Consider the following 25632-nt stretch of genomic DNA (forward strand, 5'->3'; position numbering starts at 1 on the left):
CCGAGCGTCGCGGGGATCGTAGGTCGTGGTTCCCCGAGCGACCGGGAGCGGGTGGTATGGAGCGTTCGGCGCATCGGGTCGAGGTTTCGGTGAGCACCGAGTACGTCGCGGAGCGGTCCCGCCCCGCCGACGGGCTCTACTTCTTCGCCTACACAATCACGATCACGAACGAGGGGAGCACGCCGGTGCAGCTCCTCAGTCGTCACTGGGTGATCACCGACGCCGTGGGCCGGGTGGACGAGGTGCGCGGGCCGGGGGTCGTGGGACAGCAGCCGCTCCTCCTCCCCGGAGACAGCTTCACCTATACGAGTGGCTGCCCCCTCCCGACCCCCATCGGCGCCATGCGGGGGAGCTACCAGATGGTGGACGCCGACGGCGAGAGCTTCGAGGCGGAGATCCCGTCCTTCACGCTGGCCGAGACGCTCGCCATCAACTGACCGACGGCGCCCGAGGCCCTCGCGGCTGTCACGCCTCGCGCATGAAGGGGTAGCGGTAGTCCGTCGCGGGGACGAAGGTCTCCTTCACCGCGCGTGGCGAAACCCAGCGCATCAGGTTCAGGATGCTTCCCGCCTTGTCGTTGGTCCCCGACGCGCGGCCGCCCCCGAAGGGCTGCTGCCCCACGACGGCTCCCGTCGGCTTGTCGTTGACGTAGAAGTTCCCGGCGGCGAAGCGCAGGGTCTTGGCGGCCTGGCTCACGGCCCGACGGTCGTTCGCGAAGATGGCGCCCGTGAGGGCGTAGGGCGAGGTGTGGTTACAGACCTCGAGCGTCTCGGCGTAGCGCTCGTCCGGGTAGGCGTAGCAGGTCAAGACCGGTCCGAAGATCTCCTCTCGCATCAGGCGGAAGTCCGGTTGATCCGCGTGCACGAGCGTCGGGCGGATGAAGTACCCCTGCGTCTCGTCGCACTCGCCACCGACGACGATCCGCGCGTCGCTCGCCCCGCGCGCGTGCTCGATGAAGCCGCGGATCTCCTCGAACGCTCCGCGGTCGATGACCGCCGCCATGAAGTTGCGGAAGTCGAGCGGGTTGCCCATCGGCAGGGCGCGAATCTCGTCCGCCAGGCGGTCGCGCAGGCGCGGGAACATCGACTTCGGCACGTAGAGCCGAGAGGCGGCCGAGCACTTCTGCCCCTGGTACTCGAACGCGCCCCGCAGGCAGTTGGCCACCACAGCCTCGAAATCGGCCGACGGGTGCACGAAGATGAAGTCCTTGCCGCCGGTCTCGCCTACCACGCGCGGGTAGCTCTTGTAGCTCGCGATCTGCTCCCCGATGGTTCGCCACATCCCCTGGAAGACCTGCGTGCTCCCGGTGAAGTGGACCCCCGCCAGGTCCGGGTGGGTGAGCGCCGGCTGGCCGACCTGCCCCCCCGAGCCGGGCAAGAAGTTGATCACGCCCGGCGGAAGCCCCGCCTCCACGAGCAGCTTCATGATGAAGTGGCCGGAGTAGACGGCGGTGGAGGCCGGCTTCCAGAGGACGGTGTTGCCCATCAGCGCGGGCGCCGTCGGCAGATTCCCGGCGATCGAGGTGAAGTTGAAGGGAGTGACGGCGAAGACGAAGCCCTCGAGAGGCCGGTGGTCCAGGTAGTTCCAGACCCCCGCCGACGAGAGCGGCTGCTCGGCCATCAGCTGCGTGGCGAAGAAGGCGTTGAAGCGGAAGAAATCGACGAGCTCGCAGGAGGCGTCGATCTCCGCCTGGTGCGCCGTCTTGCTCTGCCCGAGCATCGTCGCCGCGTTCAGGATCGGCCGGTACTTCGTCGCGAGGAGCTCCGCGGCCCGGAGGAAGATGGCCAGACGGGCCTCCCACGGCGTCGCCGCCCATTCCCCGTGCGCGCGCGCCGCGGCGATGGCCGCGTGCTGCACGTGCTCGGCCGAGGCCTGGTGGAAGCGCGCCAGCCGATGGCGGTGGTCGTGCGGACATACCGCGTAGCCGAGCTTCCCGGTCGTGACCTCCTTGCCATCGACGAAGAGCGGGATCTCGAGCTCGTCCTGGAGCAGCCGCTCGAGCTGCGCCTTGAGCGCCGACCGCTCGGGAGAGCCCGGTGCATACGAGAGCACCGGCTCGTTCACGGGAGGCGGAACCTTGAGGATCGCATCGGTCATCGTCGCCCTCTCTTCGCAGAGCTCGAGAGGGGCCTACCACGGCCGTTTCGGGTGGGTCAACGGATGCTCGGCGTGGATCCGGTCTTCAGGCGGCGCATCAGCCGGGTGAACCAGCCGGCCTCGGAATAGACCTGCTGCACGAGGCTCAGCACCTCGGGACCCTCGAGCCCGGACCCGGTGCGGCGCGGGGAGCCCCCGATGTCCGCCGAGCCGCCCCAGCGGTTCTCGTTTTCGGGCCTCCCCTCGGCACGCGGGTCCTTCAGGTTCAACGCCGTATAGAGGTCTTCGAGGGTGCGCGGCAGGAAGGGGTCGACCTGGCGCAGCGTGAAGCGGCCGCCGCCGAGGTCGAGGACGATCACCCCGACCTGCTTCTCGTAGCGCTCCTTGAGCAGGTCTTCGACCGCGTAGATCCCCTGCTGCGACTGGCAGAGGAACGCGAGCTTGCGCTGCCCGATCGGCAGGCGCGCGACCTCCTTGAGGTCGAGGAGCCGCGCGAGGTAGCCCGCCGGGAAGAGGAGCTCGTCGAGGTACTCGAGGCGACCTCGGGTGTAGGCGGTGAAGTCCATCGTGGCCCACTCGCCACGCGCCTTGAGCCGTCGCTCGTCGGACATCGCGGCGTCGATGCGGCCCTTCTGCTCGCGGTATTGCGCCTCGGAGAAGCCGGTGAGGACCCGCATGTGGAGCCCGTGGCCGTCGATGACCCCTTGCACGCGCACGAAGGGCATCACCTCCCCGAGGAGCTGCGCGTCGTCCTTCAGGAGCTCGGTGTGGTTCATGAGGAGCCACGCGGCGAGCAGCGCATCCAGGTCTGGATCGTTCACGTAGAGCTGCCAGTCCCCGTCGTCGAGAGGCAGCCCGTCGAGGAGCATCACGGCGGCCTGTTCGCACGTGGCGAGGGTGAAGGCGCGCACGCACCCCGCGTGATGATCGAGCGAGTACTGCCGCGACTCGTTGTCGAAGAAGGGGGCCTCCACGTAGGCACCGTCGAGGAAGATCGTCTGGTTGGCGTACCTCCGACGGGTCTGGCTCGTGACCTCCAGCCCGCGCTCGACCATGAGGGAGATGTTCGGCGCGTTCACGCACGCGAGACCCTGCGCCCCTGCGCGGAGGACTCCGTGGTAGCGCGCCGCCCGCTCCGAGGAGGGGGGCACGCCGTTGCCGCCGTCCCCATCGGCCTGCGCGGGCTCGGACTCGCTGGGGCTGCGCGTATCAGGGCTGTCGGCCATGTTCCCCTACGGCCCGAGTATTTCACGGAGTTCGGTGCTTGGCTACGGGCTGCGGAAGGGCCCCGCGACGGGCCTACGAGACGAGCGAGACGCCGCCCAGGATGGGGGGGGGCGACTCCGACCAGTCGGGGCTGGCCACCTCGAACGAGGCGTCGGTGGGCATGTTGAAGAGCCCCCGCAAGAGCCGGTCCATCGTGTCGGGCATGTACTTGACCCAGAGTTTGATCGGCACGTCCGCGACCGGCTCGACGCGCGGGGAGAGGCAGAGCGCCAGGATGTAGTCCATCAGGTAGAAGACGCTGGTCGCCAGGTGCGCGTTGTACTCGCGGTTGGAGCGCTGTTCGAGGATGCGGTCCTCGTGCATGCTGCGGCCGATCTCCGACTCGAGGAAGTCCTGGTAGCTCGAGACGATGATCTCCAGCAGCACGTGGTCCTCGGCGGAGTCGAGGAACTCGTGATAGGTCTGCACGAGCTTGTCGGGGTCGAAGCCGCGGCTCGCCAGCACCTTCAGGTTCTCGCCCGCCGGGGGGGTCGCGGCGAGGAGCGCGCGCGGGATCATGTGCGCCACGCGCAGGTTGATCGCGTTGTAGCGCCCGGTGTGGTGCTCCTGCTCGAGCAGACTGCACGACGGGTTCGCCTCGAGCGCCCGGATCAGTCGCTCGAACTGGTCCCCCTCGGCGATGACCTTGATACCGACCACGTCGGGAATGGAGAGGATCGGGAACTCGGCCTGGATCGTGCCGCGCCGGATCATCTTCAGCAGCCGTCGCTCGGCGTCGAGGAACTCCGCCACCTGCTCTTCCTGCGGTGTGATGAGCTGATGCTTGGGGATACCCAGCCGCTTCGCTCGCTCCTCGGCGAGAGCGTCGGCGTTGGCCCGGATGCGCTCGAACATGTAGTCGACGATTCGCCGGCTCCCTTTCTCGGCGATACGGCGGAAACGCTTGATGCGGCTCGAGCCGACGTACTGCGGGTGCCCCCCCACCTCGTTGTAGTAGACGCGCCCGTCGAAGGGGGTCTCGCGGTAGTAGTCTTCGCTGAACGTCCGGTAGATGGCGAAGAGCTCTTCGATGCGCTCGTTGGTGTAGAGCGGCGTGCGAACGACGAAGTCCTTGATCTCGCCCTTGGTCTTCGCGATGAAGCTCTTTGGCGGTTGCCCGTAGAGTTCGGTCAGGAGCTGCGTGAAGAGGTGGTGCACCCAGAGGCGCGAGATGTAGGAGTTGAAGTTGACGATCTTCTTGAGCGTCGCCACATCCTCTGGGTCGGGGCGGTTCACGACCCAGCGAGAGACCACCTCGGCCAGCTCGACCCGGTGGACAAAACTCTCTAGATATAGCATTGGTGTGAACTAACATTTTTGGGTCCCTGCTGTCGAGCACAAGGCAGGCTGATGATGCGCAAGGCCAGCGACCGCCAGGTGGCCCACGACCTGATCGCCTTCGACGTGGATGGAACGCTCGTCGGACACCCGGAGGGGAAGGTGGTCTGGGAGCTGCTCAACCACCACTTCGGCGGCGATGGCACCGTCAACCGGCGTCGCTTCGACGCCTTTCGCGGCGGCCACATCACGTATGCCGAGTGGGTCGACCTCGACGTCGAGGGCTGGCTGGCCGCGCGTGCGACGCGGGCTCAGATCGCGAACGTCATCCTCGAGCAGCTCTCGCTCATGGCGGGTGTCGCAGAGACGCTCGCGGAGCTGCGCGGGCGCGGCTACCGGCTGGCGATCATCAGCGGCACGCTGGACCTGACGCTCGAGCTGCTCCTCGGCGACCACGCCTTCGACGCGGTCTTTGCAAACCGGATCTGGTTCGATCGCCGGGGCTACATCGAGGGGTGGGCTGCGACCCCCTTCGACATGGCGGGCAAGGCTCTGGCCCTGCGCCACCTCTGCCAGACCCTGGCCGTGCCGCTCGAGCGCACGGTCTTCGTCGGAGACAACGTCAACGACCTCGACGCGATGCGGACGGCGGGCCTCGCGGTGGCCTACGAGCCGAAGCACGGGGAGGTGGAAGCGGCGGCGAGGCACGTGATCCACTCCGACCTGCGCCGCCTCCTGGCGCTGCTCGAGACGGCGTAGATGGCCTACCACGAGACCAAGGAAGGGCCGGTCACGCAGGTGAGGCTGCGGCACTCGATCGAGCTCCCGGCGTATCGCAAGGTGGAGTACCACCGGCAGCACCCGGCCGAGGGCCCGTCGATGGTGCTCCTGTCGGGGGGCAGCGGGGCGCGCGCTCTTTCGGAGACGCTGATCCAGTACACGCATCGATCGGTGCACGTCCTGCCGACCTTCGACGACGGCGGGTCGAGTCGCGAGCTGCGGCAGAAACTGGGCATGCCTCCGCCCGGCGACCTCCGCAACCGGCTCATGGCGCTCTCGGACATGAGCATGCGCGGTAATCCCGCCGTGAGTCGGCTCTTCCGGACCCGCCTGCCCGCGGAAGGGACGGCCGAGGCGCTGCGGCAGGAGCTCGACTCCTTTCTCGACGAGCGGCACCCGCAGATGAAGCGCATCGAGCCGCGCTACCGTCGCATCATCCTCAAGCACCTCGAGCGTTTCGTCGGGCAGATGCCCGGGGACTTCGACCTGCGCGGGGGGAACCTGGGCAACTTCGTCATCGCCGGCGCGTTTCTCGCGGTCGGAGATCTGGAGTCGGTGATCTTCGAGTTCTCGGCGCTCGCCGCGGTCCGCGGGGAGGTCTACCCGGTCTGCTGCGGCGGCGACTACCACCTCCTCGGCGAGCTCGACGACGGTTCGACCTGGGTCGGGCAGGCCCGCCTCACCGGGCAGCCGCATGCGCCCATCCGGCGCCTGGCCATCGTGGAGCAGGGCGAGGAGGGGTGGGTCGAGGTTCATCCTGCGTTGAACCCGCATGTCGAACGCGCGCTCCGCTCCACGTCGCTCGTGGCCTATACGATGGGGAGCTTCTACACCAGCCTGGTCTCGAACCTGATCGTGGGCGACCTGGGGCGCGTGATCCGCGAGACGCGGCGTCCCAAGGTCTTCGTGGCGAACCTGCTGCGCGACGAGGAGACGCCTGGGATGACGGTCAGCGGCATGCTCACCGAGCTCCACCGCTACCTTTGCGCCTCCGACCCGAGCCCGGGGGGCATGGCCGATTACGTGCACTACGTGCTCGTAGGGACCCACGGCCCGAGCGACGCCGGCGGCTACGTGCCCGTCGACCTGGAGGCGATTGCGGAGATGGGGGTCGAGCCCATCGTCTTGCCCGTGGAGGCGCAGCCGATGGGGCAGGGGATGCACGAGCCGGGAGTCGTCGCGTCGGTGCTCCTCTCGCTCTGCTGATCCTCCGGGCGGGGCCTCAGCGCAGCACGGCGCGAAGCTCGGTCGTCACGTCGAAGGGGATGGCCGACACCCCCGCGAGCGGGTCGATCCACACCGTTCCGCGGACCCGCAGACGCGAGGCCCCACGCAGGAGCGCGGACGCGCCGTCGAGTGCGCCCATATGGGTCGCGGTGAGCGGCAGGGAGAGCTCCCGCCCCGCGCGAGCCGGCAGGGTGAGGCGCCCTGCGGAGCGCCCCTCGCCAAAGAAGGTCTCTCCGACGAAGAGCGCGTAGTCCACGCGGCGAACGCCGACGGGAAAGGGAAACGGATTGGTCGCCTGCAGGCGCACCGCGAGCTCCATCCCGCCGAGGTCGACGCGCGCGACCTCCACGGCGCGCAGCCGAAAGGCCCCGTCGGCCAGCTCGCCGCCGACGCCGACCCGGACCGACCTCGCGACGGGAAGGCGTCCCTGCCAGGTCAGGCGCATGGGGTAGCGGCCGAGACGCGTCTCGGCGACCAGGTGCACCTCCACCTCGAGCGGGACGGATCCCGTCGAGACCAGCGCCGGAAGCTCGCTCGGGAGGTCGACGTAGCGCACGCGGATCGGCGCGCGCAGCTCGAAGGGGCGGCGCCCCCGCACCTCGAGAGGCTGCCCCACTTGGCCGGTGCCGACGACCCGGCCCTGCATGCGGGTCGTGAAGCGGAGCTCCTTCAGGGTCGCGCCGACGGGATTCGGGTTTTCGACCTCGCATCGCACCGACGCCGACAACGCCTCGCGCTCCATGCGGAACACCGTCAGCTCGGTCAGGCGCGCGAGCTTGAACCGGACCAGCCGTTCGGCGCAGCCCGAGGCGCAAGACAGCAGGGCGACGGCCAGCCAGGCGCGGTGGGGAGGCATGTGAGATCTCGTGGTTCTACCATGCGCGCGGAGCGTGGGGCGTATGCACCGATCGCTGGGGCTCCAGACCCCAGCTTCTGGGGCTCGGCACGCCTCGTGCGACCATCTAAGTGCCTGCGATCACATGCGTCACCGGGTTTTCCGGGGGGTGGCACAGGGGTCGCATTCCATCTACCGTAACCGGGAGAGCCAAGAATGCGTCGATTCACGGTATCCGCAGTCATCCTAGCCGCTTCCGTCGCCGCGCCCACGACTGGCCGCGCCTCGAAGGTGGGACGGGTGGCCCTAGCGCCCATGACCGCGAGCGACGCGGCCGCGGGGCGCGTGGCGCGTGGCGTGACGAGTCGTGTCCTCAAGCGGCTCAAGAAGGGGAAGCGGGCCAAGGTGGTGATGCTCGGGGGTCTCGGGGGGGCGAAGCTTCGCAAGTGCATGCAGGTGCCGAGCTGCGTGCAGGCCGTGAGCCGCCGGCTCAAGGTTCGCTACGTGGTGGCGGGGCACGTGACCCGCGCGGGCCGCAGCTTCCAGCTGGACGTGCGGGTCCTGTCGGCGGCCGAAGGGACCGTGATGGGGACGGAGAACCTGGAGGCCCGTCGGACCCCGGCGCTGCTCCTGAAGGGGCCCGTTCTGGCCGCGCGCCTGCTGGCTCGCGCGGACGTGGGGGGTGAGGGCAAGAAGGCGGTGGCGAGCGACTTCCAGCCCGAGGTGGTCTCCCGCTCCGACGCGGACGCGGAAACGGCTCCGGACGGCGACTTCAAGCCCGAGGTGGTGAAGCAGTCGGCGGGCGAGGCGCAGATGGCTGGCCTCGGGGGCGAAGAGGACGACGAGAAGGAGGATCCGCTGACGCCGCCCGGCAAGACCCAGCCTCAGGCGAAGGCGAAGCTGGCGAGCTTCACGGGCGAGGCCGCGGGTGGTGTGGCCCCGGCGGCGGTCGAGGTTCCCCCCGCGCAGCAGGAGCCCGGCTTCATGTCCCGCATCTTCACCAAGCGCTACTGGCACGCCTGGACCACGCTGTCGGTGGGGCTCGGGGCGCTGGCCGGCGGCGCCGCTTTCGGTGTGATGTCCCGGCAGGCCAACCAGGAGGCGGCCGACGCGCAGGTGCAGCCGGAGGCGTGGACCCTGCGCGACAAGGCGCAGAAGAACGCCCTCACGGCCAACATCCTGCTCGGCGCGGGCGGCGCTGCCGTGGCCACCTCCGTCCTGCTCTTCGCGCTCGAGTATCGCAAGGAGTCCAAGGAGCGGCAGAGCGAGAAGCTGAGCATCGGCTTTGACCTGGCCAAGGGGGGTGGTAGCTTGATGGTGGGAGGCCGCTTCTAGGCATGTTTGCCTCCCGTGCGGGCCGTCCCGTTCATCCCAGCTGCCTCCTCTAGGGCCTCTTGACCGACCTGATGACCCCCTCCCGGATCCCCACACTCCTCGCCCTCGTGTTTGCATCGCTTGCGGGCTTCGCCTGCACGGTGGACGAGGAGACGATCGAGAACAAGGCCTGCGACATCTACCAGCCGAAGGATCGGCAGTGCATCGCGGGCTACGAATGCAAGTGCCAGACGACGGGAACGGGGTCCGGCTGTTTCTGCCGGCGCGTGACGAAGCTCAGCGTGCCCCCGGCGGAGGAGTCGCACCGGATCCTCGCCCCCGAGAGCCCGTCGTCCGCGCTGCTTCCGCGGGAGCTCCTCTCACCGCGCGATCCGAGCGTGTGCTTTCTGCGCCGACAGGGCTTCGAGATCGGGAGCCAGACGGGGTCTGAGGGTCAGTAGCCGGGGTAGGCGCTGAAGCTCGGATCCAGCGTGTTGCTCACCGTGCGATCGTCCTTGCCGCAGTAGGCCCGTTCGTAGAGCGCCATCAGGCGGACGATCTTCTTCGCGTACCGCTTGGACTCGTCGAGCGGGATCTCCTCGATGAACTCGTCCATGTCGGCCGTCGAGCCGCGCGCCTTCAGCCAGCGCGCCACGTTGTGGGGACCGCCGTTGTACGCGGCCGCGACGAGCGGCACCTGCCCGCGGAATTTGGCGGTCACGGCGCGCAGGTAGTGGCCGGCCATGGTGAGGTTCGTGGCAGGGTTGAATACGTCCGCCGGCTGGTAGTTCGCCAGGCCGAGTTCCCCGGCCACGCGCTCCGCGGTGTGCGCCATGAACTGCATCAGTCCGGCCGCGCCGACGCGCGAGATGACGTCCGGCTTGTAGACGCTCTCGGTGCGCATCACGGCCCAGATCAGGTTCGGGTCGACGTCGAAGCGGCGCGAGGTCTCGGCCACGAGGTGCGGGTAGGCGCGCGGATAGCTACGACGGACGGGGTCAGGGTCGGCCGGACTGAAGCGCCAGCCGAAATAGGAGAGCCCCGCGGCGTGCGTCACCGCCCCGAGCGCGAGCCTGAGCTCCGCCTTCTGCTGCCGCACGAGCTTGTCCCGTTTCGGCGTGCGTTCGGGTTTGGGCGCGGGTCCTCCCCTCCAGAGTCGAACCACCTCGGGGCGCATACGGTACTGCCGGAACCGGCCGCGATAGACCGTCCACGAGAAGTCGAGGGCCGTGAGCATCAGCTCGCGTCGCGCGTCCTCGAGCATCCCCATCTGCCAGAGCGACCGGGCCCGCGGCAGTCCGGGCAGGAGGGCTCCGTACTGCTCGGCGAGCTTCTCGAGCTGCGCCTCGGCGTCCGAGGTGGGGGTCGCCGTGGTCTCGGCGCAGCGCTGTTCCTCGAGGCGCAGCTTCTTCGCCTCCACGAGGCGGCTCCGGGCCTGGATCCCGTAGTACTCGCGGAGGTGGCTTTCCAGGAGCTGGCGATAGAGCGCCTCGGCCTGCGCGGTGCGCCCGGCGCGGGCGTGCGCGCGAGCTTGCCAGTAGAGCGAGAACGCGAGCCGCTTCTTTCCCTTCACGAGCTGCTGGAGCCCGGCGATGGCGCGGTCGTGCTGGCCAGCGCGGTACGCGAACCACGCGCGTTGCGCGGGAAAGGCCTTCTTGTTCTTGAGCAGCGCCGCCGCCTGGTCGAGCACGCCCAGTCCCTCGGCGTACCGTCCGTGCTCGCCGAGGAGCGTGGCGAAAGTGGTGAGTCGGGGGACGTCCCGCCGCTTCGGGTTCTCGGGTAGCGCCCCCTTGGCCAGCGCGATGCCCTCGTCGATGCGTCCGGCGCGACAGAGGAGGTCGATCCGTAGATTGCGCAGGTAGGCGAGCGAGGGCTTGCCCTTGGCTCCGCGTCGCGTCACCGCCGCCGTGAGACTTTCGAGGAGCGCAATCCCCTCCGCGTACTGCTCGGCCTTGCGGTGCGTCAGCACGAGCTGGAGGTCGAGCGCGACCGCGGCTGCCGGCATTCGCTGCCGCAGCTCGCGCAGCTCCGCGACGACCTGCTCGTAGCGCTTCGTCTTGCGGAGCTTGCGTATCCGTCCGACGAGCTCTCCGAGCTCGGCGGGCTTGGGGCGCACGCCCTTGTCGCGCAGCTCCTGCAAGATCTCCGCAGCCCGCGCGGCGGCCGCGCTGGACGGGTGCTCCAGCCACACTGCCTGCAGCCCCTCCGCCGCCTCGACCCGCTGCCCGGCCGCGAGGCGGGCCTGCGCCAGCGCCACGAGCAGGGCTGGTCTTCGCGGATGCGTCGGGTAGCTCTTGAGCAGCTCCAGATACGCAGCGGCCGAGGCCTGGGGCCGGCCGGCGTGGAGGAGCGCCTCCGCGCGACGCTCTCGCGCGAGGTCCACCCATCGCGACCCCTTGAGCGACGCAGCGGAGTGGAAGCTCTCGGCCGCCTTCAGGTAGGCCTTCGTGCCGAGCAGAGCTTCACCGTGCAGGAAGGCCACGAGGTCGGCGAGGTGCGGGAGCTGTTTGGCCACGCCCTCGAGGCTGTCGAGCGCCTCCGCCGGGCGCCCGAGGTGCAGCAGCGCACGCGCGCGCAAGACGTTGGCTTCCGCGCCGTCGTCGGCGAGGCGACGCGGTAGGAGCTTGAGCACCTTGGCGTAGTCTCGCGCGGCGAACGCGGCTGCGGCGTCGTCGGTCGAGTCGGCCAGCGCGCGCGGGTGGAACGCAAGGAAAGACGAGAGAGCGACCAGCGAGAGAACGGATCGTTGGCTCATGCTGCTCACGTTTGGGACATGGTCTGCCTTAGTCTGACCGATCCCTGTGGAGAAGGGAAATCCGTGCCCCGATCCCGACGCCTGCGGCCGGTCCGCTGGCAGTGGCGGTGATCGCCCGGGGTAGGGCCGCGTGTGAGAGGGCGGGCCATCCGATGCACGGCCCCGTGCATCCGCCAACGCGCCGGGGTCCCGGGCAGTTGGAACGGCGCGGTGTGTCGCCGATCCGGGAGCGTGCACGCGACCGTGCGTTGCCGCAGGGCGGGGTTTCGTGGGTGCCAAGAAAAAGCTTGTCAAGCTCGATGGTTCGCCATAAACAAGGGGTGCGTGTGGCCGGCCCGGATCTTGCTCTGGGGGTGGTGCCGGCGGGTGTTGGTGGGGGAGCTCAAGGAACGAGGGAGCGATGAAGATTCCATCGAACGTGACGAAGAAGCTGGAGCGCGGGCTTTCCGGCGCGGCCGCGGCGCTCTGGCCAGCCGTGCAGCGGCTGAACGCCGCAGTGGAGAGCCGGCCCTTTCAGCCCGAATGGGCCCCGGCGCCCATGGTGAAGTCGAAGGCCCGCTCGTTCCCGCAGCTCGGGTGGCCGCGACAGACGGACTCACTCTGCCCACGATGCGTGCAGGAGGTGAGGGCGGAGATCCTTTCCGGGGCGCGGGAGCTGGACGAGCTGCGAACCGGGCGCCCGGGGGAGATCAAGGCCACGATCCTAGAGCGGGACGGCAAGGTGCTGATGGTCAAGGAGTGCCCCAAGCACGGGCGCTTCGAGGACGTGCTGGCGAGCGACCCCGAATTTCTGCGCCGGATGGAGCGGCTCTTTCCGGGGCGGGATCACGAGAGCCCCAAGACGCCGCTCCGGAACCACGGCAGCTCGTCGGTGAAGTACGGCCGGGGTGCGGTCCTGACGGTAGACCTGACGAACCGCTGCAACATGATGTGCGACCCGTGCTTCACCGATGCCAACCAGGTGGGCTTCGTGCACGAGCTGACCTGGGAGGACGTGAAGGAGATCCTGGATAACTCGACGAAGATCAAGCCGCGTCGGCAGATGACGGTGCAGTTCTCCGGAGGGGAGCCGACGCTCAGCCCCCTCTTCCTCCAGGCCATCCGTTACGCGCGCGAGGTCGGCTACATCAGCGTGCAATGCGCGACCAACGGCCTCCGTTTCGCGCTCGAGCCCGACTTTGCGGCCAAGGCGCGCGAGGCCGGACTGCGTCTGGCCTACCTGCAGTTCGATGGGGTGGGTAACGAGAACAACGCGCATCGCAAGATCAGCAACCTGTTCGACGTGAAGCTGCGCGCGATCCAGAACCTCAAGAAGGCCGACATCGACGTCGTGCTCGTCACGACCATCGTGAACGGCGTGAACGACCATCAGGTGGGTCCGATCCTGGACTTCGCCATCGAGAACATCGACGCCGTCACGACCATCGCCTTCCAGCCGGTGAGCTTCACCGGACGCGACGAAGAGATCGACGACGAGACGAGGGCCCGTCAGCGCTACACGCTGAGCCACCTGGCGCATGACCTGAAGCGCCAGACCGGCCATCTGGAGCCCCTGCGCGACTGGTTTCCGCTCTCGGCGCTCCAGCCGTTCGCCGACATGACCGACGTTCTACTCGGCGAGGAGGCCAAGTGGGGGAGCATTAGCTGCGGCTGTCACCCGAGCTGCGGGATCGGGACGATCCTGATGGTGCACAAGGAGACGCGGGAGGCGGTTCCCCTGACGCAGTTCCTGAACGTGGACCAGCTCCTCCGGGACATTCGATCCATCAGCGACGCGAATCGTTCGCGCCCGCTCACCTACGCGCAGCTCGCGCTGGCCGTGATGCGGAACTACGACGCGCGCAAGGCGCCCCGGAACCTGGACCTCATGATGCTCATCCGCCAGTACCTGAGCCAGACGGGCGCCGTGGGCCTCGGCAAGGACGACGCGGCGGAGTTCCCGTGGCGCGTGCTCTTCATCGGGGGCATGTGGTTCCAGGATCTGTTCACCTACGATTTCCGTCGGACGGAGATGTGCATCATCCCGTACGGCACGCAGCTCGGGGAGATCAGCTTCTGCGCCTACAACACGGGCATCGGCTGGCGGAACATCATCGAGCAGATGTACGCCGTGGCGAGCGTCGCCGACTGGTACAAGGAGAAGGGCCGGCACGAGATCTACGCCCGCCCCGACAAGCCGCTCGACCTGCCGGACTACGGGCACGATCCCCTGGAGGTGCGCGTGCCACGCGCGCGTCCCACCCCCGCTCGCGCGACGCCCTTCTCCGCGGGCCCGCCGTCGGCCGTTTCCAGCTGCTGCGAGAGCAAACCGCTCGCGCTGGCGGTTGCGGAGCGGGGACGCGCCGCGGCTCAGAGCCCGGGCGGGAGCCTCGGCGCGACCGACGGACGGGCGGGGGGCGGCTGCGGCTGCTCCACCTCCGCGCAGCCCACGCTCAAGTAGACATCGTCAGCGCGCGACGGGAGTCTCGCAGGTGTCCGCGGCGCATGCCGTGGGATCCAGCGCCGCGTCCGCCTTCGCGTTGGTGCACGCCCTGAGCCAGTAGGAGGCCTGCGGGACGAGCGGATAGAGCTCCACCTTGGGGATGGTGAAGGAGACGTGGCCGGGGGCCGCGCGCAGCGGCATGGTCTTGGCGGTCGTCTTCATCGGCTTGCCCTGGTAGTAGGCCTCGAGGAGCGGAAGGCCCTGCGTCCCGCAGGGAGCGGCCCCGAGTCGATAGATGTAGACCAGAGGGTAGGTCTTGTCGGCACCGCCGAAGGAGAGCTTGTAGCTGGCGCAGCTCTCGTAGGCCGGCGCTCCCGCCAGCCGCACGGTGAACTTCACCGCCTGCAGATCTTGCTTGGCCACGATCTCCGTCACGTCCACGGAGGGGTCCACCGTGGTCGAAGGCGAGCAGGTCTTCAGGGTCGCGCTGTTGTGGCGCGCGTCCTCGACGTCGGGCACGTCGATCGGCGCGAGGCCGCAGAGGTCGCGGTCGTCGAGCTGCCCGTTGCAGTTGTTGTCCAGCTTGTCCCCGCAGAGTTCGCTCGCGACGGGGCTCGTCTCCTTCTTCGAGTCGTCGCAGTCGGTCATGTCCTCTACCCAGCCGGTTTGCGGCTGACAGAGCCATTTCGGCTTGAAGACGTCGCCGAAGGTGTCGCCGTCCGCGTCCCGGAAGTAGCGCTTGGCTCCCTTCGTCTCCGCCGGCACGTCGTCCACCTCGCCGTTGCAGTCGTCGTCGCGGCCGTTGCAGGTTTCCGTCTCGGGGGTCTTGTCGGGCACTCCGTCGCAGTCGCCGTCCGCGTTGCAGGTGTCGGGTTTCTTTCCCTGGGCCACGCAGCCACAGACCTGCGCGGCGTTGCAGGTCCAACCGGCGAGCGTAGGGCAGGGCTCTGCCGTGCTGCAGGAACGGCTGCAGCGCTTGCTTCCTCCCACCTCCACGCACTTGCCCGACGCGCACTGCCGGTCGTCGTCACAGGGGGACAGAAAGGCCTGCCCCCCGTCGTTGCCGGCCGAGCCTCCGTCCGGGGGAAACCACGGACGCTTCCCCTGCTCGTCGCAGGCCGCCGCGACGAGGAACAGGACGACGCCGATCGAGCGAGCGACAGCGCGCGCGCGGCGAGCGCTAGCCGACGAGAATGTGGGGCGGGGCAGCATCGATCACCTCTCCGATCAGGGCCGCCTGCGTCGATCCCGCCGCGCGGAGGCGGCGGAGCAGGTCCTCCGCAGCGGCCTCGGGAAGCGCGAGGAGCAAGCCCCCCGAGGTCTGGGGGTCGAACAGCAGGTCTTGTAGCGCCTCGGGCACCTGCGGGTCAAATCGCACCATCGCCTCGCGGTGGGCGCGGTTTCGCGCGAGCCCCGCGGGCCGGCATCCGCGCTCGATGGCCGAGAGGGCTTCGGGTAGGAGGGGGACGGCACCGCCTTCGATCCGGAAAGAGACGGACTGCCCGGCGAGCATCTCGCACGCGTGCCCGAGCAGGCCGAAGCCGGTGACGTCGGTGCAGGCGTGAACGGGGAGGTCCTGCGCCAGCTCGGCGGCGCGGCGGTTCAGCTCGGCCATGGAGCGCGCGGCCTCGGCGAGGGGCGCCTCGGCGACCAGGTCGCGCTTCAGGCCGGTGGCGAGGGCCCCGGTACCGATGGCCTTGGTGAGGACCAGCCGGTCCCCGGGCCTCGCTCCGGCCTTGGTCCAGATGCGCGACGGATGCACGAGCCCCGAGACCGCCAGGCCGTAGAGGAGCTGCGGGCCTTCGACGGTGTGTCCACCGGCGAGAGCCACCCCGGCTTCGTCGAGCTTGGAGAGGCCGCCCGCGAGGATGCGTGCCAGCACCTCTCCGGCCAGAAGCTCGGTTGGGAAGCACGCCACGTTCATGGCGGTGATCGGGCGCCCGCCCATGGCGTAGACGTCGCTCAGGGCGTTCGCTGCGGCGATCTGGCCGAAGAGCTCGGGTTCGTCGACGATCGGGGTGAGAAAATCCACGGTCTGGACCAGGGCGAGTTCGTCCGTGAGGCGGAACACACCTGCATCGTCCGGCCGATCCAGGCCCACGAGGAGGTCTGGGTCGGTCCGCTGTCGTAGCCCCTCCAGCGCGCGGGCCAGGTCCCCTGGCCCCAGCTTGGCGGCTCAACCGGCGCAGCTCACCATCTGCGTCAAGCGGATGGGGGGCGGCCGAGGGATCTCGCGGTCACCGCTCATGCTGCGGGTTCTACCATGGCCGGCACTGCGATGGTGCTCTGGCGTTCGGGCGTGGTGCGGCGCGAGCCGCGGGCCTAGCGCGTACGCTGGGCGAGGACGTCGGCCTTCATCCCCTCGCCGCAGCCGGTGGCTCGCTGGTTCTGGTCGTACTTGGAGGGGCACTTCCCGGCGATGGACTCGGCGGCGAAGATCTTTCCGTCCGGGCGGAGCTGACCCGTCACCACTACCTCGGCGCAGTCCTTGAACGTGTCGGGGACGAGGCCGGTGTAGGTGACCTCGACCCAGCGGTTGCCGCGATGCACGGCGAAGCGGTAGTCCATGGACTCCCGCTTCTTCTGAATCGTGCCGCTCACGACGTTTCCGTGCAGGCGCACGCGACGTCCCTTCCAGGCGGGGGCGTCCTTCGCCACCTCGTCGACGCTCTTGAAGTACTCGAGGGCTCCACCGCTCGACACGGTGGTCATGACGACGAAGATCACCGCAGCCGAGACGACCGCGGCAGAGATGCCGGCGAAGAGCAGCGTCCGGCGACGGCGGCGGGACGGGTTTGTCATCGCGTGCAATGTAGCACAGCGTGCCGTCCCGACAAGCCCTCGGAAGGGGGGCTTCGCCGGTCGTTGACAGATGGGGGTGGCCGGGGAAAGGTTTCGTGATGCCAGACCACACGTTGGATCGCGCGGTAATCGTCGGGTGCGGGTTTGCCGGCACGGCCCTCGCCCGGCGCCTCGCGGAGCGGGGCGTGGGGGTGGCAGCCACGAGTCGGACGGGTCGCGACGCCGACGGGGGCCGCGTCCGGTCGGTGGACCTGACTTCGGAGGCTCCGCTCGAGCTGCCGGAAGCGCGCGGGGCCGTCGTCTACTACCTGGTGGGTCCGCTATGCCATGAGCTGGCCGAGTCGCGGACCCACCTTCGACCGCTCGACCGCGTGCTCGGGGCGCTGTGCTCGGCGCGACCGTGCGGCGTCATCTATGTGAGCTCCACCTCCGTATATGGCGACCGCGCAGGGGGCTGGGTGTCGGAGGAGACCTCGACCGCTCCCGACTCGCCGTGGGGACGCATGCGGGTGGATCTCGAGGAGCGCGTGCACGCCTTCGGGGAGGAGTGCGGTCTGCCCGCGTCGGTGGTGCGCCTGCCCGAGATCTACGGTCCGGGGCGCGGTCCCATCTCGCGCCTCCAGGCGGGGTATCGCGTGCGCTTTCCTGACCGCTATAGCAACCGGATCCACCTCGAGGATCTGGTGACGATCCTGGTGCGGCTCGGCGAGCGGCTGGACCAGAAGGTCCTGCTCGCGGCGGACGGGACGCCGGCGCTCGTCGGGGAGGTCTACGACTACGCGGCGACGCTGCTCGGCTGGCCCGCTGCCCCGCGCGGCGACGCCACGGAGCTGCCTTCCGACCCGAACCACCTGGCCTTGCTCCGGGACTCCAAGCGATGCGACACGGCGCGCCTGCGCCAGTGGCTCGGGGAGCCGCTTCGGTATCCGAACTATCGCGAGGGGCTTTTGGCGATCGCCGGGAGGTGATCAGGTCGCGCTAGGCGGCGTCGTCGCCGGCCTGCGCGGCGCGGAGTGCGATCTGCGCCACGGTGCCCGACTCCGGGGCCGACTCCAGCGTGAGGACTCCACCCTGCGCCAGGATCGTCTCTCGCGCCTCGAAGAGACCGAGTCCGAGGTGGCGCCAATCCGAGCGCAGGGTCACGAAGGGGTCGAAGATCCGCTCGGCGAGGTCGGGCGGAAAGCCCGTCCCGTGGTCGCGAATCGAGAGCAGCACGTCCTCGCCCTCGAGGGTGGCCGAGAGCTCTACCGACTGCCCTTCCGGGCTGGCCTGGGCGGCGTTGCGAAGGAGCTCGACCAAGGCGCCCACGAGCCGGTCGGCGTCCGCCATCACCCGGAGCTCGTGGGGCACGCCGAGGAGGAGGTCCACCTGCTTCGGGGCGGCCTCGGGCTGGACCTGCGCTACCGCCCGGCGTGCCACGTCGAAGAGGGAGGTCGCGCTCAGCGCCGGCGCCGCCAGCGCTCCGGCGCGCAGGGCCCGGCCGAGGGAGTCGATCACCGGACCGAGCACCGCGATCAGGTCGGCGGAGGTGAGCTCCTCCGTTCGCGCGAGCTCCTCGCGGAGGTCGACCAGTCGGTGGTAGGCCGAAGGGAGGACCCCGGCACAGGCCGCGCCGACGGCGGCGAGCTTGCGGGTCCGCGTGAGCTGTTCACGCAGCAGGTCGAGCTCCGGAGTACCCGTGACGGAGGCCGCTGCGACGGGCCGCGCCGTGGCCGTGACGCGCACGTCCTCCTTCCGCAGGCGACTGATGGGCTCGACGATGCTCACGGTGTTTCCCGACTCCGTGAGGCCCAACGCGGGCGCGGGGGGCAAGGGCCGGTCGGCCTCCTCGAGGCGCAGCACGAGGCTGAGCCCGAAGACGATGATGTCGCCCACCCGGAGCTTCACCGTCGAGACCCGCTTGGAGTTGACGAAGGTTCCGTGCTTGCTGCCGAGGTCCTCGAGATACACCGCCGAGTCGCGATACTGGATGGCCGCGTGTTCCCGCGACACGGTCGGCTCGAGCAGCGGGATCGCTGCGCGTTCAGAGCGACCGACGAGCTGCGGCTCCTCGGAGATTGGGTAGCGCGGTGCCCCCGGGCCGCCGAGCACGGGGGTGAGGTAGTAGTGGCGCTTCACAGTCGCATCGATGGCCCACTCTACTACGAACGTAGGCCCAGGGCCAGAAGCACCGCCAGCGCCAAGAGCGCGAGTCCTACCGCGAACGGCCAAAGGCGGCGACGCTTGGGGCTCGCGGGAGACTCCTCATCCACGGTGGCCCAGGCGCTCGTGGGTTGTTCGTCTTCGGCCTCCACGGGGCCCGCGGGGGGGCGCGTGGAGGGGGGCGACGAAGCGGCGGGAAGCGCCTCGGCCTCGCGGCCGACGGGGGGGGATCCCGACGAGCGCCGGGCCTCGCCGCTTCCCGCTCGCGCGGCGTTCTCGGGGGCGTCGCGCCGGGCCCGCACGGGGAGCGGAAGAGCCTCGATCGCTGGAGCGCACGCGTGAAGCTGATGGGCGAGGTCCCAGAGGTCCTTGCATCGCGCGGCGGGTTCCTTGGCCAGGCAACGCATGATCACCGCCTCGAACGGCTCGGGCAAGGGTGGCTCGAGGGCGCGGCGGACGTGGAGAGGCTCCGGCTCCTCGTTCGTGTGCAGCGCGAGGAGGTTCGCCACCTTGTCGGCCGTGAAGGGGAGCGACCCGGTGGCCAACTCGTAGCAGACGACGCCGAGGCCGTAGGCGTCCACCCGCCCGTCGAGCGGACGGTTGAGGATCTGCTCCGGCGACATGTACTCGGGTGTGCCGATCGCGACGCCGGGCCGCGTGAGGTGGTGTCCCGGCCGCTCGCCGAACGCCTTCGCGGCGCCGAAGTCGAGCAGCTTCACGAAGTCGTCCTCACCGTGGTCGTTGCACAGGAAGATGTTGTCCGGCTTCAGGTCGCGGTGCAGGAGGCCCGCGTCGTGCGCGGCCGCGAGCGTTTCGGCCACCTGCAGGGTGAGCGAGAAGAGCGCGCGGGGATGAAAAGGGCCGGCGCGGTGCAGCCGCGTTCGGGCGTCCTCGCCGTCGAGGAGCTCCATGACCATGTAGACCCGCGCCTTGCCGTCGGGGCTCGACTCCTGCACGAAGTCGAAGATGTCGATGATATGCGGGTGCCGGATGGCGTTGACCGCGCGCGCCTCATTGAAGAAGCGCTGCACGAGGTCGGCGCGCGTGGCGTGCTCGGGCAGGAGAAACTTGATCGCCGCGGGGCGACCGAGGCTCAGGTGCGTGGCGCGAAAGACGCGTCCCATGCCCCCTTCGGCGACCATCTGCTCCAGGCGGTAATTGCCGACCAGGTCGCCCGGCATCGGGCCCTCCCAGTCGAGGACGGGCCCGGCGCTGGTGACGGCTGCGCGGCGGACGGGGATCAGACGCTGGCCGTCGTGCTCGCAGACGCTGACGTCGTCCGGGTAGACCCGGTTGCAGATCCCACAAACTTTCACCCACGACCCCTTGAGGCGTCGCCACGGCTCGAACTTGGGCGCGCACCGTCGATTGAGTCTACAATAGGCGTCGACGAGACGAAACGGGGTCCGGGTGGAATCGGGTGCGGGAGTTGACCTGAAGCGGTTCGTCACGCGATCCTGATCCGGGACTTCGATGCAAACTTGCCCAGCCTGCGGTGGCCTGAACCGCCAGTCGGTCGACGGACACTGCATTCATTGCGGCGCGGTCCTCCCTTTGGCGGCCCTGCGACGGGCCGCTGTTGGCGCCAAGACCCGCACGGTCGACGAGCCGGCCACCTCCGTGTGGGTCGCGTCGGCCAATGGGCGCCCGCCCGCCGCGGCGAGTCGGCCCGCGGCGAGCAGCGCCGTGTCGCCGGCGGCGGTCGAATGGGCCACAGACGTTCGTGGCGGTGAGGGAAGCGACCCGGACCCGACGGATCTATGGGCCTTCACGCATACCCCGGTGGACCCGCCGCGCCACACGCTGGACAGCGCGGTGACCTTACCGCCGGTGAGCACGGTGACGCCCTCCGAAGTCCTCGCCGCCCTCCCGACCGACGTGCACCGCGCGGACCCAAAGGCGCCCACCGAGCCCCTCGGCGCTCCGCCGGCGGCGGTCGCAGCGGCTCCCACGCTTCCGGTTCAGGTCACGACCGCGACACCCGCGTCCCTGGTCGAGCCCGCGCCGGTGACGATGGACGACCCCGCCGAGCCGCTCGCTGAAGCGGAGGCGGAGGAGGCGGAGGCCCACTTGCGGGAGGTGTGGCCTCAACCGGTCGAGAGGCGCTCGCGTGCCGCGGGTCCCCGTGGGCGAGGCGCGGCCACCACCGTATTGCTCGTGTTGCTCTGGGGGCTCGCGCTCGGCGCGGCGGGGCTGGCGGCGCTGCTCTTCTTCGGCCGGTAGGGGGCGTCCCTAGATCGCTTCCGATTCGTCGATCCGGCGGGCTCCCTCCATGAGGAGGTGCGTCGTAGAGGTCTTGACCTGGTCCTCCATGTCCACGTCGAGCGACGTGAACTCGAAGGCGCCGCTCGACCAGGTGAGCAGGAGGTACACCGCGTCCGCGCCCCTCGGTTCGGTTTGTCCCTCGAGGAACGCGGCCAGAACTCGCCCCTCGCGCATGAAGATGCGCCCGGTGGTGGGTCCGCGGAGGACCAGGATGCCGGACTTGCGCTCCATCTCGAGGATGGTCAGGATCGCGCTCACTCCGAGGTGCGCGAGGTCGCCCTTCAGGCCTACGTTGCTGTCGGCTTGCTGTCGCGAGAGCTCCTCCTGGACCTGCTCTCGGATGCGGTCGGCGGTGCGCAGCACGCGTTCGACCCGCAGGTCCAGCTCCTCGAAGCGGAAGGGCTTGGCGAGGTAGTCGTCGGCGCCCAGGCGAAACCCGAGGATGCGATCCTCGTCCTTGTTCAGCGCGGTGAGGAAGATCACCGGGACCATGTTCAGGTCTGGTCGGCTGCGCAGGGTTCGCACGAGCGTCCAGCCATCCATCCCCGCCATCAGCACGTCGGTGATGATCAGGTCGGGCCGAAAGGAGAGCGCTGCCCGCAGCCCCTCTCGGCCGTCGCGCGCCAGCTGCGTCGTGTGGCCGCGTTGCTGCAGCATGGTTCCGACCATGCGGCAGATCCACGGGTCGTCGTCGACAATCAGGATGCGCTTGCCCATGACCGCGTCTCGGACCTCAGCCTATCGCCTCGAGCGGCCGAGCCCTGCGTCCGGTGCGCGATGGGCCTCGCGTCTCGCGCGCGGCTTCCGGCGCGCTTGGGATCCGGGTCTTGCGCCTCTCGTTACCCTAGCCCTCCGGAAATGGTGTGTCAATTTCGGGGTATCGACGAATGCGGGGCGACGGGCCTGGGTCCCTCGCCTTGACTGACCGGTCATTCAAATCCTAGAGTACCCGGGTTCCATCCATCTCACGTCAGGAGGAGGCCATGGAGTTCCCGCCCTTCACGCCAGAGCACGAAATCTTCCGCAAGTCGGTTCGTGACTACGTCACCAAGGAACTCACCCCGCATGCCCGGGAGTGGGACGAGGCCGGCATCTTCCCCGTCGAGGTCTTCCGCCAGATGGGCAAGCTCGGCTTCCTCGGCCTCCGGCATCCCGAGTCCTCGGGCGGCGCGGGGGTGGACTACTGGTACACCGTGGCGTTCGGCGAGGAGCTGATCCGTTCCCGTCTGGCGGGGATGAACATGGCGATCATGGTCCAGACGGACATGGCCACGCCGGTCCTCAGCGAGCTCGGCACGGACGACATCAAGAAGGACTTCGTCGCCCCGGCGATCCGAGGCGAGAAGATCGCCGCGCTCGGCGTGACGGAGCCCGGCTGCGGCTCCGACGTGGCGTCGATTCGCACGACGGCCCGCAAGGAGGGCGGGGACTACGTCATCAACGGGTCGAAGACCTTCATCACGAACGGCACCCGGGCGGACTTCGTGACCCTCGCCGTACGCACGGGCGACGCCGGGCACATGGGGATCAGCCTGGTCGTGCTGCCGACGGACGTGAAGGGCTTCAGCGTGACGCGCAAGCTCCAGAAGCTCGGCAACCACTCCTCGGACACGGCGGAGCTCGCCTTCGACAACTGCCGCATTCCCCAGCGCTACCTCGTGGGGGAGGAGAACCACGGCTTCCGGTACATCATGATGAACTTCCAGGGCGAGCGCCTGATCGCGGCCATCACCGCCGTGGCGGGCTCCCTGCTCGCGCTCGAGGACGCGGTGCGCTACGGCCGCGACCGGCAGGCCTTCGGGCGGCCGATCATCAAGTTCCAGGTCTGGCGGCACGAACTGACCGACCTCTACACGCAGGTCGAGGCCGCGCGCTGGCTCACCTACCGCGCTTGCGACCTCTTCAACCGCGGCAAGGACGCAGTCAAGGAGATCTCCATGGCCAAGCTCTACGCGGGCGAGACCGTGGTCAAGGTCATGGACCGCGTGCTGCAGTTCCACGGCGGCTACGGCTACATGGACGAGTACGACATCAGCCGGGCCTGGCGCGACAGTCGACTGATCACGATCGGCGGGGGGACCTCGGAGGTGATGAAGGAGATCATCTCCAAGTGGATGGGCATCGGGTAGCCGGGGGCTCGCCCGGCAATCCTCTCAATCCTCGTCGTCCTCTCCCTCCGCCCCGGCCGCCTCGATCCCATACTTGCGCATGAGCTTGCGGAAGTACTTCCGGTCGATGTCGGCCTCGCGCGCCGCGTGCGAGATGTTGCCGTTGTTCTTTCGGAGCAGACCGACGATGTAATCGCGCTCGAAGGAGGAGATCCACTTCTCCTTCGCATCCTTGAACGTGGAATCGATGGTCGCGCCGGCGGCGACGTTCGCCACGCTTCCCGGCGAGCTGCTGGACGCCACGCGAATCATGTCCGGGAGGTCGCGGGCCTGGATCAACGGGCCGTCGGCGAAGGAAACCGCTCGCTCGATCGCGTTCAGGAGCTCGCGCACGTTCCCCGGCCAGCGGTAGCTCGCGAGCAGGTCCATCGCCTCGCGGTCCGCGCCGTCGACCTTGGGCGTGCCGTCCGGCCGCCGGTTGAACGCGTGCGTCTTCAGGAAGTGCTCGACGAGGAGCGCGATGTCCTCGGGACGCTCGCGTAGCGGAGGGATGATGATACGCACCACGGAGAGGCGATAGAAGAGGTCCTCGCGAAACCTCCCCGCGCGGACCTCCTCCTCGAGGTTCCGGTTGGTGGCGGCGATCACACGCACGTCCACCTTGATGGGCTTGTTCGAGCCGACGCGCCGGATCTCGCGCTGCTCCAGCGCGCGCAGCAGCTTCGGCTGCAGGTCCAGCGACAGCTCGCCGAGCTCGTCGAGGAAGAGCGAGCCGCCGTGTGCCATCTCGAAGAGCCCCTGCCGGGTCATGATCGCACCCGTGAAGGAGCCCTTTTCGTGTCCGAAGAGCTCGCTCTCGATCAGGTTTTCGGGGACGGCGCCGCAGTCGAAGACCATCATCGGGCCGTCGGCGCGATCGCTGAGCTGGTGGATCGTCTGCGCCACCACCTCCTTGCCGGTACCGGTTTCGCCTTCGATGATCACGGTGGTGCCGGTAGGGGCGATCTTCTCGATGATGCCGTAGATCTCCCGCATCTTGACGTTGCGGCCGATCATCGAGCCGAGTCGCTCCTTGCGGCTCGGGACGATGGGAACCTTCTCGTCCGCGAAGAAGAATTTTACCTCCACCTTGCCGAGCTGGGCCGTGCATCCGGGCTTCAGGTAGCCCTCGCGGACGCGCACCCGGTTGATGAACGTACCGTTGGTGGAGCCGAGGTCCACAAGGACGTACCCCTCGGGCTCCTGGACCACCTTGGCGTGGTAGCGGGAGACGGTCTCCTCGTTGATCACGAGGTCGTTGTCCTCCATCGCGCCGAGGGTGACCACCGCCTGGTCGAAGACCTTCTCTCGGACTCTCCCGCCGCGTTCCAGCACGAACTTGCACTTTCGGAGGTGAAGTTCGGTAGGGCGTCCGCTGACGTAGGCGATCTTGGTGGGTGCCGCGTAGTCAGGGAACTTCGCGATTCGCTCGGCCACTCGTATTCTCCCTCGAGCCAGTTACCGGACAGTCCAGTCGTCTCGTCGGGGAGCTTGCGTCCCCGGCGTCCCTCCGCCGGCGCGCGAAACGAACGCGGCGTGCCATTCGGTGGGGTCAGTAGACCACTTTAGAGTCGGCTCTCGAGCGCGTCAAGCCGAAGCACGTCGCCTGGCCGGGGCGTCCTAGGGAGAATTGTCGGTCGCCTCCATGCGGCCGAGAGCGGTTTCGGCGTCGCTCGTCGCGGCCTTGAGCTGCAGGAGCTCCCCCTCGAGCCGACGGAGCTGCTCTGGGGACGATTGACCGCTCGCGCGCGCCCGCGCCAGCGTTTCGTCGAGGAGCCGCGTCCGACGCCGAAGCACGCTCAGCCGGATCTGGGCCGTCGCGCGTTCGTGCATCTTGAGGAGCTGGGCGCGCTTCGCGGGGTCGGTCTCCTGCGCGATCTCCGAGGGGACCGCGGCGGGAGCCGGGGGGCGCAGCGAAGGGAGTGCAGGGGCGCGCGCGGCGGCGTCAGTGGCGGGGTCGGAGGACGCGGCGGCGGGCGTGGGAGCGGTGCGTCGCTCGCGCGGAGGCGAGGTCCGCTCCGCTGATGCGCCGGTCTTGGCGCGGGATGCGCCGGGGTCGGAGCGCGCGGCTGAAGGGGCTTCACGTTCCGGGGCCTCGGGGCGGGGCGCGCTCGTTCGGCCGAACTGCCAGAGCAGGCCCGCGGCGAGCAGGACCAGCAAGGCTCCGGCGACGACGATCCACGTTCGGGCGTGACGCTTGGGCACGGGCGTATCGTGGCGCGGCGCACTGTGGGGGTCAAGGTGAGCCGGGCTTCGCACCGGGCCTGGCGGACGCCCCGTTCCGAGAGGAAACGGGTAGTGC

General features: G+C 69.2%; 22 protein-coding genes. 9 read left to right on the plus strand and 13 right to left on the minus strand.

Translation table 11 applies throughout. The annotated features are described in order from the left end of the window. Nucleotides 1-56: 56 nt before the first annotated feature. On the plus strand, nt 57-437 hold the full coding sequence (gene apaG, locus IT371_00960; GenBank protein MCC6746194.1) for a Co2+/Mg2+ efflux protein ApaG: 381 nt from the start codon (nt 57-59) through the stop codon (nt 435-437). A 28-nt stretch (nt 438-465) separates the two neighbouring features. On the opposite strand, the gene pruA is transcribed toward apaG, so the two are convergent. From pruA to IT371_00975, 3 genes are all read right to left on the minus strand, one after another. Continuing rightward, a complete protein-coding gene (gene pruA / locus IT371_00965) occupies nt 466-2097 on the minus strand; it encodes an L-glutamate gamma-semialdehyde dehydrogenase (protein ID MCC6746195.1) in 1632 nt (543 codons plus the stop codon). 56 nt (nt 2098-2153) lie between these two features. Further along, complete coding sequence (locus tag IT371_00970) at nt 2154-3323, minus strand: hypothetical protein (protein MCC6746196.1); 1170 nt, start codon at nt 3321-3323, stop codon at nt 2154-2156. A gap of 73 nt (nt 3324-3396) precedes the next feature. After that, complete coding sequence (locus IT371_00975; GenBank protein ID MCC6746197.1) at nt 3397-4662, minus strand: hypothetical protein; 1266 nt, start codon at nt 4660-4662, stop codon at nt 3397-3399. Between the two features lie 51 nt (nt 4663-4713). Here IT371_00975 and IT371_00980 point away from each other — a divergent pair, with 51 nt between their 5' ends. Then, nucleotides 4714-5400, plus strand: a complete 687-nt coding sequence (locus tag IT371_00980; protein ID MCC6746198.1) for an HAD-IB family phosphatase — start codon at nt 4714-4716, stop codon at nt 5398-5400. After that, nucleotides 5401-6627: a YvcK family protein gene (locus tag IT371_00985; GenBank protein MCC6746199.1), complete on the plus strand. Its 1227-nt coding sequence runs from the start codon at nt 5401-5403 to the stop codon at nt 6625-6627. A gap of 16 nt (nt 6628-6643) precedes the next feature. On the opposite strand, the gene IT371_00990 is transcribed toward IT371_00985, so the two are convergent. Further along, nucleotides 6644-7504 (minus strand): LEA type 2 family protein, encoded by an 861-nt coding sequence (locus IT371_00990; GenBank protein MCC6746200.1) that lies wholly within the window; start codon nt 7502-7504, stop codon nt 6644-6646. Nucleotides 7505-7783: 279 nt separating this feature from the next. Between IT371_00990 and IT371_00995 the strand changes: the two genes are divergently transcribed. Then, nucleotides 7784-8818: a hypothetical protein gene (locus IT371_00995; protein ID MCC6746201.1), complete on the plus strand. Its 1035-nt coding sequence runs from the start codon at nt 7784-7786 to the stop codon at nt 8816-8818. A 71-nt stretch (nt 8819-8889) separates the two neighbouring features. Then, nucleotides 8890-9258 carry a hypothetical protein gene (locus tag IT371_01000; GenBank protein ID MCC6746202.1) on the plus strand — a complete coding sequence of 123 codons (369 nt, stop codon included), beginning with the start codon at nt 8890-8892 and terminating at the stop codon, nt 9256-9258. Here the strand turns inward: IT371_01000 and IT371_01005 are convergent. Continuing rightward, nucleotides 9252-11552, minus strand: coding sequence for a transglycosylase SLT domain-containing protein (locus IT371_01005; GenBank protein MCC6746203.1), 2301 nt, complete (start codon nt 11550-11552; stop codon nt 9252-9254). The genes IT371_01000 and IT371_01005 overlap by 7 nt on opposite strands. Nucleotides 11553-11952: 400 nt before the next feature. On the opposite strand from IT371_01005, the gene IT371_01010 reads away from it, so the two are divergent. Beyond that, nucleotides 11953-13992, plus strand: coding sequence for a radical SAM protein (locus tag IT371_01010; GenBank protein ID MCC6746204.1), 2040 nt, complete (start codon nt 11953-11955; stop codon nt 13990-13992). 6 nt (nt 13993-13998) lie between these two features. Here IT371_01010 and IT371_01015 read toward each other — a convergent pair whose 3' ends face one another. The 3 genes from IT371_01015 to IT371_01025 form a co-directional block, all read right to left on the minus strand. Next, complete coding sequence (locus tag IT371_01015; GenBank protein ID MCC6746205.1) at nt 13999-15186, minus strand: putative metal-binding motif-containing protein; 1188 nt, start codon at nt 15184-15186, stop codon at nt 13999-14001. Next, the gene (gene selD, locus IT371_01020; GenBank protein MCC6746206.1) at nt 15155-16222 is read right to left on the minus strand and encodes a selenide, water dikinase SelD; all 1068 of its coding nucleotides are present in this window, start codon (nt 16220-16222) and stop codon (nt 15155-15157) included. The genes IT371_01015 and selD overlap by 32 nt, the downstream gene beginning before the upstream one ends. A gap of 74 nt (nt 16223-16296) precedes the next feature. Beyond that, the gene (locus IT371_01025) at nt 16297-16776 is read right to left on the minus strand and encodes a cytochrome c maturation protein CcmE (GenBank protein MCC6746207.1); all 480 of its coding nucleotides are present in this window, start codon (nt 16774-16776) and stop codon (nt 16297-16299) included. Nucleotides 16777-16874: 98 nt separating this feature from the next. On the opposite strand from IT371_01025, the gene IT371_01030 reads away from it, so the two are divergent. Then, entirely contained in the window at nt 16875-17744 is an 870-nt protein-coding gene (locus IT371_01030) for an NAD-dependent epimerase/dehydratase family protein (GenBank protein ID MCC6746208.1), read from the plus strand. Between the two features lie 10 nt (nt 17745-17754). Here the strand turns inward: IT371_01030 and IT371_01035 are convergent, their stop codons facing one another. Next, entirely contained in the window at nt 17755-18894 is a 1140-nt protein-coding gene (locus tag IT371_01035; GenBank protein MCC6746209.1) for an FHA domain-containing protein, read from the minus strand. Between the two features lie 23 nt (nt 18895-18917). After that, the gene (locus IT371_01040) at nt 18918-20234 is read right to left on the minus strand and encodes a protein kinase (GenBank protein ID MCC6746210.1); all 1317 of its coding nucleotides are present in this window, start codon (nt 20232-20234) and stop codon (nt 18918-18920) included. Between the two features lie 370 nt (nt 20235-20604). Between IT371_01040 and IT371_01045 the strand changes: the two genes are divergently transcribed. Then, nucleotides 20605-21141, plus strand: coding sequence for a hypothetical protein (locus tag IT371_01045; protein ID MCC6746211.1), 537 nt, complete (start codon nt 20605-20607; stop codon nt 21139-21141). Nucleotides 21142-21150: 9 nt separating this feature from the next. Here the strand turns inward: IT371_01045 and IT371_01050 are convergent, their stop codons facing one another. Continuing rightward, entirely contained in the window at nt 21151-21900 is a 750-nt protein-coding gene (locus IT371_01050; GenBank protein ID MCC6746212.1) for a response regulator, read from the minus strand. A gap of 266 nt (nt 21901-22166) precedes the next feature. Between IT371_01050 and IT371_01055 the strand changes: the two genes are divergently transcribed. Then, nucleotides 22167-23312, plus strand: coding sequence for an acyl-CoA dehydrogenase family protein (locus tag IT371_01055; protein MCC6746213.1), 1146 nt, complete (start codon nt 22167-22169; stop codon nt 23310-23312). A gap of 24 nt (nt 23313-23336) precedes the next feature. On the opposite strand, the gene IT371_01060 is transcribed toward IT371_01055, so the two are convergent. Further along, nucleotides 23337-24719 carry a sigma 54-interacting transcriptional regulator gene (locus tag IT371_01060; GenBank protein ID MCC6746214.1) on the minus strand — a complete coding sequence of 461 codons (1383 nt, stop codon included), beginning with the start codon at nt 24717-24719 and terminating at the stop codon, nt 23337-23339. Nucleotides 24720-24950: 231 nt separating this feature from the next. After that, complete coding sequence (locus IT371_01065; protein MCC6746215.1) at nt 24951-25535, minus strand: hypothetical protein; 585 nt, start codon at nt 25533-25535, stop codon at nt 24951-24953. Nucleotides 25536-25632 lie beyond the last annotated feature (97 nt).

The organism is Deltaproteobacteria bacterium, from assembly GCA_020848905.1.
Taxonomy (GTDB): domain Bacteria; phylum Myxococcota_A; class Polyangia.